This is a genomic window from Rhodoferax sp. OV413, from assembly GCF_945881795.1.
GTDB lineage: Bacteria > Pseudomonadota > Gammaproteobacteria > Burkholderiales > Burkholderiaceae_C > Allorhodoferax.
This window is the reverse complement of the sequence record NZ_CAMCVG010000075.1, coordinates 1-10,743: the sequence shown is the minus strand read 5'-3', so window position 1 is coordinate 10,743 and position 10,743 is coordinate 1. Positions and strand designations below refer to the sequence as shown.

The window sequence follows — 10,743 nt, the reverse complement described above, 5'->3', positions numbered from 1 at the left end:
GTCCATGCCCGGGGGGCAACCGTCGATGATGCAGCCGATGGCCGGGCCGTGGGATTCACCGAAGTTGGTGACGGTGAAAGTGTGTCCGAAGGTGTTTCCGCTCATAGTGAAGGCATTATCCGCGACCCAGGCAGGCCTGAGGCCCGCTGGTAACGAGCCTCAGGGGGCAGATTCTTCCGTGGAGCCGGCCGGCTCACCGCCTGCTTCTGGCCAGTCGCGGATGTAGGCCTTGAGCATTTTGTTCTCGAAGTTCTGGCTGTCGACCACCGCCTTGGCCACGTCGTAGAAACTGATCACGCCCATGAGCATATTTTTGTCGATCACCGGCATGTAGCGGGCGTGACGCTCGAGCATCATGCGGCGCACATCGTCCATCTCGGTGTCCATCGCGCACACCAGAGGGGACGCGTCCATGGCCTGTTGTACGGTGGAGTTACCGAAACTCCCGCCGTTCTTGACCACCGACTGAATCAGCTCGCGAAAGCTCAGCATGCCCGCCACCACGCCTTTGGACATGACAACCAGCGAACCGATGTCTTTCTCGGCCATCAACTCGGCGGCGTGCGCCAGGGAGTCGTCCGGCGTCGTCGTGTAGAGCGTGCCGCCTTTGACGCGCAGGATATCGCTGACTTGCATGGGGAGACTTCCTCGTGAGGCTGGGGTGGTGAATGCGTGGGTAACTCTGCGGTAAATATAGCCCACATTGCAGGGGCTTTGTGGCGTTTTCGGCAGGGTTTCCCCTGCAAAAACGCCCTATCCGCTACTCTTTTTGTAGTGCCACACGCAGTGTGGTGGTGCGCCAGCGGCCAATTTTCCATAAATTGGCGGTGATCTCGTCGGGCGCGAGCAGCGTGCGCTGCATCCAGGGCTCAAGCACGGTGGTGTCCAGTTCCGCCAGCAACACATAGCGCGAACCGGCACCCCGCCCGTCGGCTTCTTCGAGCTGGCCCACCCAGTCGAGCGCGGCCAGTGCCTCGAGCACCGGCTCGAGCCGCTGCGGATCCACCCGCAGCGCGCGCCGCATCTGGGTCAGCGTCAGGCCCCGGGCGTCGCTGCGGCGGGCTTGGTCCAGCATATTGAGCACCTCCAGGCCCAGTTGGAACTCCCAGCCCGGCCCCAGCGTGCGGCGGGGCACGCCATCGAGCAGGCTCGGCAAATACGCAGTCAGCGCCGCACCCAGCAAGACAATCACCCAGGCGGTGTAAATCCAGACCAGCAGAATCGGCACGGTGGCAAAAGCCCCGTAGACCGCCGAATAGGTGGGCACCATGCTCAGGTAGACCGCCAGCAGTTTGCGGGCCAGCTCCAAGCCGGCTGCCACAAACAATCCGCCCATCCACGCATGCCCCCAGCGCACCTGGGTGTGGGGCACACAGTAGAACGTGGCCGCGGTGCCGGCAGCCACCATCGCAAACTGCAGGGTGTCAAGCAAAAAGTTCAGCCCCCCGGGCACGCCGACAACCAGGCCCTTGGAGGTGCTGACCGCATAGGATGTGATGGACAGGCTCGCACCCAGCAGCAAGGGCCCCAGGGTGACAGCCGCCCAGTAAATCAGTACCCGTTGGGCAAAGGGCCGGCGCTTGCGTACGCGCCAGATGTTGTTGAGCGTGCGGTCTATGGTGAATACCAAGGCCAGCGCGGTGCCCAGCAGCACGGTGAGCCCCGCCACACCGAGGCGGCTCGCTTTGCCGGCAAACTGGTTGAGGTAGCCCAGCACCTGGCGGGCAATGTTGTCGGGCACCAGGCTCTCGATCAGCCACTTCTGCAGCACATCCTGAAACTTGGCGAACATCGGGAACGCGGTAAACACCGCCAGCGCCACGGTGATCAGCGGCACCAGCGCAATCGTGGTGGTAAACGTCAGGCTGCCGGCGGTGAGGCCCAGCCGGTCCTCCCGGAACCGCTCGCGCAGGGTCAACAATGCGCTGCGCCAGGGGATGCTGGCAATCTCTCGCAACCACGCCGACAACAAGGTTTGGGCTCGCATGGGCCGCATCATGCCATCGCCCTTTGCCGCGACGCGTCAGTCCCTAATGACGTAAGCTACGCGGCTGCCAATGAACCGGTGCCACCCCGTGCAATCTGCCCCCGACAACACCTCTGCCACCCCTATCGCCAACACCCCTGCCGCATCGGTGATTCTGGCCCGCCAGGTGGCCGTGGCCAGCCTGATATCGCTGATCGTGCTGGGCCTGCTGTGGGAGCTGTGGCTGGCCCCCACCGGCGGCGGCACGCTGGCACTCAAGGTGCTGCCACTGTGCTTTCCCTTGGCCGGCCTGCTCAAGAGCCGCATGTACACCTACCGCTGGCTGAGCCTGATGGTGTGGCTGTATTTCACCGAGGGCGCGGTGCGCGCCTGGAGCGACAAGGCGCCGGGGAACTGGCTGGCGCTGCTCGAAGCCTTGCTCTGTGTCGTGCTGTTTGTTGCGTGCACCGCGCACATCCGCCTGCGCCAGCGCCACGCCAAGTCGCTCACCGGCGCCCCGGATAACGAATCTGTTCACCCCGCCCCATGACCGGTAAAGAATCCCTGCGCACCAACCTACGCGCCACCCTGCGCGCCCTGGTGGGCGATGCCCATGTGCTTACCGAGGGTGACCTCACCGCCTACGAGCAGGACTGGCGCAAGCGCGAACGCGGCCGCGCGCTGGCGGTGGTGCGCCCGGGCAACACCGAAGAAGTGGCGGCCGTCGTCAAGGCCTGCGCCGCCGCCGGCGTGAGTCTGGTGCCGCAGGGTGGCAATACCGGCATGGTGGTCGGCTCCATTCCCGACGACACAGGCACCCAGGTGCTGCTGAGCCTACAGCGGCTCAACCGTATTCGCAGCGTCGACACCGCCAACCTCACCGTCACCGTGGAGGCCGGCTGTGTGCTGCAGACCCTGCAAGAGGCATGCGAGAAGGAAGGCTTTTTGTTCCCCTTGAGCCTGGCCGCCGAGGGCAGCTGCACGATTGGCGGCAACCTCGCCACCAACGCCGGCGGCACCCAAGTGGTGCGCTATGGCAACACCCGCGAGCTGTGTCTCGGGCTGGAAGTCGTCACCGCGCAGGGCGAAATTTGGAGCGGCCTCACCGGCCTGCGCAAGGACAACACCGGCTACGACTTGCGCCACCTGTTCATCGGTTCCGAGGGCACCCTGGGCGTCATTACCGCCGCCACCCTGCGCATCTACCCGCTGCCCGCCGCGCAGCTCACCGCCTATGCGGCCGTGCCTTCGCTGGACGCGGCAGTCGCGCTGCTGGGCCTGGCGCACCAGCATCTGAACTCGGGCCTGACCGGCTTTGAGGTCATGGGCGACTTCGCGCTCAGCCTGGTGCGCAAGCATTTTCCGCAGCAAAACGTGCCGTTTGGCGCCGACACCGCAAGTGCTCCCCACGCCGCAGCGGAAGGCGAGGCGGCTCCCTACTGCGTGGTGCTGGAAAACTCGGACCACGAGTCCGAAGACCACGCCCGCGCGCAGTTTGAGCGACTGCTCGAGGCCGCCATGGAGCAGGGCTGCGTGCTCGACGCGGTGGTCGCCCAAACCCAGGCCCAGGCCCGCGCGCTATGGCACATCCGCGAAAGCATCCCGCTGGCGCAGGCCCAGGAGGGCCTGAACATCAAGCACGACATCTCGATTGCGGTGTCCCGCATTCCGGCCTTCGTGACCGAGACCGACGCTCTGCTGCAGCAGTACCTGCCCGGTGTGCGCCTGGTGAACTACGGCCACCTGGGCGACGGCAACCTGCACTACAACGTGCAAGCCCCCGAAGGCGCCGATGCCGAAGCCTTTCTAGTGGAGCAGGAAGGCCCCATCAACACCATCGTGTACGAGGTGGTGGAGCGGTACAACGGATCCATCTCTGCCGAGCACGGCATCGGCAGCCTCAAGCGCGAGAAGCTGGCCAAGCACAAGTCTCCGGTCGCCCTGGGGGCCATGCGCGCCATCAAACACGCGCTCGATCCCCACAACCTGCTGAACCCGGGGCGTGTGCTATCTAAAGAATAGCGCCTTCCGCATATACGGCGGGCGCTTGCGCCGTTTTTGACTACTTTTTAGCACCTCTCTTTCCGTTGTCAGGAGTCTCCTTGTGGCGAACCTCATTCTCCTGGGCATTGTGTATGTGTCCTTCATCAGCCTCGGGCTGCCCGATGCGATTCTGGGGGTCGCCTGGCCGGCCATCCGCGCCGACATGGGGCAGCCGCTGGCGGCGGTCGGCGCCATCACCATCGCCATGACCTTGAGCGCGGCCGCCGCCAGCTCGTTTGCCGGGCCGATAGCCAAGCGCGTGGGCACAGGAACGGTGGTGGCAGCCAGCTGCCTGATGACGGCGCTGGCCTTACTTGCTTTTTCGGTGGCCCCGTCGTTCGTGTGGCTGGTGGCGCTGGGTGTGCCTCTGGGGCTGGGCGCAGGCGCGGTCGATGCGAGCCTGAACCACTTTGTGGCGGCTCACTATTCGTCACGCCACATGAACTGGCTGCACGGTTTCTGGGGCGTGGGCGCGACCACCGGCCCGCTCATCATGGGCCTGGCGCTGGCCGGCAGCAGCGGCTGGGCGGGCGGGGTGCGCACCATCGGGCTGATGCAACTCAGCCTGGCGGTGCTGCTGTGGGCCACGCTCTCGCTCTGGACCAAAGAACATTCCAAGCCACCGTCCGACGAGAGCGAGCACGCGGAGGCGGTGTTCAAGCCCTTGCAGCCGCTGGCGCTGTGGCTGGCGCCGGCCTTGTTTTTGTTCTACGTGGCGGCCGAGATGGGCACCGGCTTGTGGGCCGCCAGCATTCTGGTGACCGACCGCGGCGTGAGCACCGCACAGGCGAGTGTGTGGGTGTCGGTGTATTTCGGCTCCATCACGGCCGGGCGCTTTGCGGTGGGCCTGATTGCCAACCGTCTGGGCAACCGCCGGCTGGTGCGGCTGGGCATTGGCGCGGCCACGGCGGGGGCGCTGGTATTTGCGCTGCCGCAGGTGTTCGGCAGCTATGCCAGCTTCGGGCTGGTGTTGATGGGCTTGGGCTGCGCGCCGGTGTTTCCTTCGCTGATGCACGAGACGGCGCGGCGCTTTCCTGATGACGTGGCCCGCACCGTCATCGGCCGGCAAATGACCTTTGCCTACGCCGGCGGCTCGGTCATTCCGGCCGCATTCGGGCTTCTGGCGACCTGGGCAGGGCTGGAGGCGGTGATGCCGGTGGTGGTGCTGTTGCTGCTGGCCCTGCTGGCCATGGTGGTGGCTCTGGACCGGATGACCTGATGGCAGAGTGACCTGACGGAAATTGCCCCGCGTGCGGCCTTTTAGAATGGTCGTCATGACGAACGCCCCACCCGTGCGCCCCGTGCGCAGCCAGTACGAAGACTTCATGCGCCATGTGGACACCACCGGCGTTTTCAAACCCGACCGCACCGGCACCGGCACCAAAAGCGTGTTCGGCTACCAGATGCGCTTCGACCTGAACGAGGGCTTCCCGCTGGTCACCACCAAGAAGGTGCACCTGCGCAGCATCATCCAGGAACTGCTGTGGTTTCTGACCGGATCTGCCAACAACAACTGGCTCAAAGAGCGCGGCGTGAGCATCTGGGACGAATGGGCGCACCCCGAGACCGGCGACCTCGGCCCGGTCTACGGCGTGCAGTGGCGCAGCTGGCCGACACCGGACGGCGGCCACATCGACCAGATCCAGGACGTCATCCGCACCCTCAAGACCAACCCCGACAGCCGCCGCATCATCGTCAGCGCCTGGAACGTGGCCGAGCTCAGCAAGATGGCGCTCATGCCCTGCCACGCGTTCTTCCAGTTTTATGTGGCGCCGGCCGAAACACCGGATGGACGCGGGCGCCTGAGCTGCCAGCTCTACCAGCGCAGTGCCGACATCTTTTTGGGCGTGCCCTTCAACATCGCCAGCTACGCCCTGCTCACCCACATGGTGGCCCAGCAGTGCGAGCTGGATGTAGGCGACTTCATCTGGACCGGCGGTGACTGCCACATCTACAGCAACCACCACGAACAGGTGGCGCTGCAGCTCAGCCGCGCCCCGCTGGCCTACCCCACGCTGCGCATCGTGCGCCGGCCTGAGAGCATCTTCGACTACCAGTTCGAGGACTTTGAGGTGCAGGGCTACGAGTGCCATCCGGCCATCAAGGCGCCGGTGGCGGTGTGACCGAAGCCCCCATGAGCAACCCGTCCGCCCTACCCGCTCCCGCCACCCGGCCCCGCCTGCACCTGATTTACGCCCGCGCTGCCAACGGCGTGATTGGCGCCAACGGCACCCTGCCCTGGCACCTGCCCGAGGACCTGGTCCACTTCAAGCGCACCACACTGGGCTGCCCGGTCGTCATGGGCCGCAAGACCTGGGACTCTCTGCCGCCCAAATTCCGCCCGCTGCCCGGGCGCACCAATGTTGTCGTCACCCGCCAGCAAAATTGGCACGAAAACGGCGCCCAGCCCGCATCCGATCTGCGCGATGCGCTACAAATTTGTGAGCAATCGGCGGACGTCTGGGTGATTGGCGGGGCGCAGCTCTACGCCTTGGCCGAGCCGCTGGCCCACACCGCCGTGGTCACCGAAATCGAGCAAGACTTTGCAGGTGACGCCTTCGCCCCCGCCTTGGGTGGCAACTGGCAAGAGGCCAGGCGCGAGCGCCATCTGGCCGCCAGCGGGCTGGCATTCAGTTTTGTGACCTACCGGCGCCACGGGGCCTGAACTCCGCGGCCGGCCGGCAGGGTCAGGCGGCCAGTGGCAGGGCTCTTTGGCGTTTGCCGGTCAAGGCAAACAGCGCCTGCGCCACCGCAGGAGCCAGGGGCGGCACCCCCGGCTCTCCCACTCCGGCGGGCGCACGCGTGCTGGGCACAATAAAGGTTTGCACCACCGGACTGTGCGCCAGCTTGACGATCGGGTAGCTGGGAAAGTTAGTCTGCTGCACCACGCCGTCTTGGATGTCGATCCTGCCGTACAGCGCCGCGGTCAACGCAAAACTCACCGAGCTCTCCATCTGCTGCGCCACGGTGTCGGGGTTCACCACGGTGCCGCAATCCAATGCGCACACCACCCGGTGCACGCGCGGCTGCCCGTCTGCCAGAGACACCTCGACCGCTTGCGCAGCAATGGAGCCGAACGACCCGTGCAGCGCGATGCCCTTGGCGTGCCCGGCTGCCAACGGGCGGGCCCAACCGAACTTGTCCGCTGCAAGCTGCAAAACCGCCGCATACCGAGGCGCGCTCGTGAGGAGCCCCAGCCGGAAGGCCAGCGGGTCCTGTCCGGTTTCAAACGCCAGCTCGTCGATGAAACCCTCCGAGAAAAACGCGTTGTGCGAATGCCCGACCGAACGCCAGAAGCCGACCGGCACGCCCATCCGGGTGGCGATGTGGGCCATGTGCTGGTGGGCAAATCCGTAAGGCAGATCGAACAGCCCCTCTGCGGTGGTCTTGTCCGGCATGTCCACCGGGCCGGCCAACATCGGCAGGCCGCGCTCCATCCAGCGGGGGCTGATGGCGTCTCCGGCTGACTTGATGCGCAGGCTGCTCACCCGGCCCTGCGCATCGATGGAGGCCTTGAGCTGCGCGACATGCATGGGACGATAAAAGTCGTGCGTGGTGTCTTCCTCCCGCGACCACACCAGCTGCACCGGCCGGCCGTCGCAGGCCATCGCCACCCGCACCGCCTGCGCGGCAAAATCCACCTCCAACCGCCGCCCGAAGCCGCCGCCTACGAGCGTGACATGCACTTTGACCTTGTCCTGCGACACACCGGCGGTCTTGGCGGCTATCGCGGCGACCATGCCAGGCACCTGCGTCGGCACCCACACCTCCACCTGCCCGTCCTTCACCTGCGCCGTGCAATTCATCGGCTCCATGGTGGCGTGAGCCAGGTAGGGGGCCCGGTACGTGGCCTCCACCGTGCGCGCCGCGGCGGCTTCTGCCTTGCCGGCATCGCCCGTGCTGTAAAAAGTAAAGCCGCTGTCGGACTGCAGCTTGGCCAGCAGCCCGGCCTCGATCGTGCGGGTATCCAATGCGCCAGCTTCGCGCTGCTTCCACTGCACCTGCACCGCGTCCAGCGCCCGGCTTGCGTGCCAGGTCGTTCGTGCCACCACAGCAAAACCCGCCGTCGAGCCTGCCACAGCCTCCAGCGGCACCAGGGCGACTACGCCTTCCTTCGCCAGGGCTTCCTTGCCATCCAGCGACTGCACCGTGCCGCCCAGCATGGGGCAGTGGCGTACCGCAGCAAACAGCATGCCCGGCAACCGAACATCCATGCCGAAGGCGGCCGCACCATTCGTCTTGGCAGGAATGTCGGTGCGGCGTGCGGGCTGGCCGATCAGCGCCCAGTCCTTGGGGTCTTTGAGCGCCACAGCGGCCGGAGTGCGCGCGGCTGCATCCCGGGCCAAGGTGCCATAGGGGGCCTTTTTGCCGGACGCATGCTGTACCACCCCGTCGACCACGGTGAGCTCTGTAGATGCAAGGCCCCACTGCTGTGCCGCAGCGTCGAGCAGGCTGGCCCGGGCTGTGGCGGCTGCCATGCGCAGCGGACCCCACAGTTCCGCAATGCTGGAAGAGCCGCCGGTCGCATTCACGCCGAGTTCGCGGGCGATTTTGCTCACCACCCATTGCCCCGCGCGAACGGTGGCGGGCTTGTCCGGCTCATCTGTGTCCGATGGGTGAAACGGCAGCGCACTCACGAATATGGCCACATTGCCGTAAATCGCATCGGCCCCGGCTTGCTCTAAACGTACGCGCTCCAGCGGCACATCCAGCTCCTCGGCCGCGAGCATGGCCAAGGAGGTGTGAACGCCCTGCCCCATCTCGCTGCGCGGCATGGCCAGCACGACATCTCCGGCAGCGGTGATCTTGATCCAGCCGTTCAGCGCCACATCGCCTTCGGTTGGCAGCATCAATGCCCCCGAGCCGATGCGCGATCGGGGCGGGGTGACACCCCAACCCACCACCAGCGCACCGGTGGCCCCCAAAGCGCTCAGAATCCAGGTGCGGCGCCTCATGCTGCGGCCCCTGCGGCGCGGTGGATGGCGGCCCGCACCCGCTGGTAGGTTCCGCAGCGGCAGATATTGCTGACCGCCTCGTCAATCTCCGAGTCCGTCGGTTTGGGCTTGCGCGCCAGCAGTGCGGCCGCAGCCATCAGCATGCCGCTCTGGCAATAGCCGCACTGCGGCACTTGCTCGGCAATCCAGGCCTCTTGCAGCGGGTGGGGCTTGTCTGCGGAGCCCAGAGACTCGATCGTGTGGATGGTCTTGCCCGCGACCGCAGAAGCAGGCACCACGCAGGAGCGCACCGCCTCACCATCAATGTGCACCGTGCACGCGCCGCAGGCTGCCACCCCACAACCGAACTTGGTTCCCGTCATATTGAGCACATCACGCAGCACCCACAACAAGGGCATGGCCGGATCGGCATCAACTGCGAGCGACTTTCCGTTGACTCTGAGTTCCACAAAATCTCCTGGTAATGGGCCACCTCGGGCCGGCACCTTCGCCATTGATAATACGGCAGAAGCCCGCCGCACACGGTGGGAAGTAGCAATCAACGCGACCCATGCCCGGTTGATCGGAGGGGCTCTGCTTCGCTACGTTTTTGAGAGCATTTGCCGCATATCCGGCGGGCGAAAACGCCGGTTTTTCTTTGAAATTTGACCATGAAACTTGCCACCTGGAACGTCAACTCTTTAGGCGTACGCCTGCCCCAGGTGCTGGACTGGATGACCTCTCAACAGGCGTCCGGTGCGCCGGTGGATGTGCTGGCCCTGCAGGAGCTCAAGCTCACCGATGACAAGTTCCCCGCCGACGCGTTTGCCTCCATCGGCTACCAGGCGCAGTGGTTCGGCCAGAAAACCTACAACGGCGTGGCCCTGCTCTCGCGCACGCCGGCCAGCGGTGTCATCAAGAACATTCCCGGGTTTGAGGACGACATGGCCCGCGTGATCACCGGCACCTTTGCGCTGCCGGGCGGCTCATCGGACGATGCAGGGGTGCGGGTGATAGGTGCCTACTTCCCCAACGGGCAGGAGCCCGGGAGCGACAAGTTTGAGTACAAGATGGAGTGGCTCACCGCACTGCGCCGCTGGGTAAAAGAAGAGCTGGCCGCCCACCCGAAGCTGGTGCTGATGGGCGACTACAACATCACCTTCGACGAAGACGATGTGTGGGACCCGGTGAACTTGGAAGGCACCATCCACTGCACCGAAGAAGAGCGCTACCACTTGCGCGCCCTGATCGCGCTGGGCCTGACCGACAGCCACCGCCTGTTCCCGCAGCCGCCCAAGTCCTACAGCTGGTGGGATTACCGCGACGCGGGCTTCCGGCGCAACCGCGGCCTGCGAATTGACCACATTTTGGTGAGCCAGGCCCTCAAGCCCGAAGTTGCCGCCTGCACCATCGACAAAACCCCGCGCAAAAACGAGCGCCCCAGCGACCACGCGCCGGTGGTGGTGGACATTGGCGGGCCGCTTTAGGCAATAGAACGCCCGCCTGTCGTTAAGGCGTCCGACTCGCCGCCGCAATGAGATCCGCGATGGCCTCGAACTCCGCCATGTGCGCAGAGGTGGGCCGGGTCACCAGCGCAATCGTGCGCACCGGAGCAGGCGGCGCCAGCGGCCGGGCCTGAAGAGACGACCCGTTGAGAAGACCGCCTTGGATCGCCAACTCGGGCAACAGGGCAACCCCCAGTCCGGATGAAACCATCTGCACCAGGGTGAGCAAGCTGGTGACTTCGATGCCCTTGACCCCAGCCACCTCGGTCGCGCTGCAGGCTTGCAGGCTGTGATC

12 protein-coding genes are annotated in these 10,743 nt (G+C 65.6%); 6 read left to right on the top strand and 6 right to left on the bottom strand.

Annotation, left to right across the window (positions count from 1 at the left end; all coding sequences use genetic code 11):
- The 3 genes from Q0O05_RS09520 to Q0O05_RS09510 form a co-directional block, all read right to left on the bottom strand.
- Positions 1-105: chorismate synthase (locus tag Q0O05_RS09520; protein WP_293662458.1), on the bottom strand; the 105-nt coding region annotated here is incomplete at its 3' end.
- A 54-nt stretch (positions 106-159) separates the two neighbouring features.
- Complete coding sequence (locus tag Q0O05_RS09515; RefSeq protein WP_293662454.1) at positions 160-636, bottom strand: CBS domain-containing protein; 477 nt, start codon at positions 634-636, stop codon at positions 160-162.
- A 124-nt stretch (positions 637-760) separates the two neighbouring features.
- Positions 761-1,987, bottom strand: a complete 1,227-nt coding sequence (locus tag Q0O05_RS09510) for a YhjD/YihY/BrkB family envelope integrity protein (protein WP_293662452.1) — start codon at positions 1,985-1,987, stop codon at positions 761-763.
- A 124-nt stretch (positions 1,988-2,111) separates the two neighbouring features.
- On the opposite strand from Q0O05_RS09510, the gene Q0O05_RS09505 reads away from it, so the two are divergent.
- The 5 genes from Q0O05_RS09505 (at position 2,112) to Q0O05_RS09485 (ending at position 6,674) form a co-directional block, all read left to right on the top strand.
- Positions 2,112-2,516, top strand: coding sequence for a DUF2069 domain-containing protein (locus tag Q0O05_RS09505; protein WP_293662456.1), 405 nt, complete (start codon positions 2,112-2,114; stop codon positions 2,514-2,516).
- On the top strand, positions 2,513-3,988 hold the full coding sequence (locus Q0O05_RS09500) for an FAD-binding oxidoreductase (protein WP_293662450.1): 1,476 nt from the start codon (positions 2,513-2,515) through the stop codon (positions 3,986-3,988). Before Q0O05_RS09505 ends, Q0O05_RS09500 begins: the two co-directional genes overlap by 4 nt.
- 82 nt (positions 3,989-4,070) lie before the next feature.
- Positions 4,071-5,228, top strand: coding sequence for an MFS transporter (locus Q0O05_RS09495; protein ID WP_293662448.1), 1,158 nt, complete (start codon positions 4,071-4,073; stop codon positions 5,226-5,228).
- 55 nt (positions 5,229-5,283) lie between these two features.
- Positions 5,284-6,132, top strand: a complete 849-nt coding sequence (locus tag Q0O05_RS09490) for a thymidylate synthase (RefSeq protein ID WP_293662446.1) — start codon at positions 5,284-5,286, stop codon at positions 6,130-6,132.
- An 11-nt stretch (positions 6,133-6,143) separates the two neighbouring features.
- Complete coding sequence (locus Q0O05_RS09485) at positions 6,144-6,674, top strand: dihydrofolate reductase (protein WP_293662444.1); 531 nt, start codon at positions 6,144-6,146, stop codon at positions 6,672-6,674.
- A 22-nt stretch (positions 6,675-6,696) separates the two neighbouring features.
- Here Q0O05_RS09485 and Q0O05_RS09480 read toward each other — a convergent pair whose 3' ends face one another.
- Together Q0O05_RS09480 and Q0O05_RS09475 are read right to left on the bottom strand one after the other, a co-directional pair.
- The gene (locus Q0O05_RS09480; protein WP_293662442.1) at positions 6,697-8,964 is read right to left on the bottom strand and encodes a molybdopterin cofactor-binding domain-containing protein; all 2,268 of its coding nucleotides are present in this window, start codon (positions 8,962-8,964) and stop codon (positions 6,697-6,699) included.
- Positions 8,961-9,413: a (2Fe-2S)-binding protein gene (locus Q0O05_RS09475; protein WP_293662440.1), complete on the bottom strand. Its 453-nt coding sequence runs from the start codon at positions 9,411-9,413 to the stop codon at positions 8,961-8,963. The genes Q0O05_RS09480 and Q0O05_RS09475 overlap by 4 nt, the downstream gene beginning before the upstream one ends.
- A gap of 201 nt (positions 9,414-9,614) precedes the next feature.
- Between Q0O05_RS09475 and Q0O05_RS09470 the strand changes: the two genes are divergently transcribed.
- The gene (locus Q0O05_RS09470; protein ID WP_293662438.1) at positions 9,615-10,430 is read left to right on the top strand and encodes an exodeoxyribonuclease III; all 816 of its coding nucleotides are present in this window, start codon (positions 9,615-9,617) and stop codon (positions 10,428-10,430) included.
- Positions 10,431-10,452: 22 nt separating this feature from the next.
- Here Q0O05_RS09470 and Q0O05_RS09465 read toward each other — a convergent pair.
- A partial coding sequence (locus tag Q0O05_RS09465) for a LysR substrate-binding domain-containing protein (protein ID WP_293662436.1) occupies positions 10,453-10,743 on the bottom strand: 291 nt, incomplete at its 5' end.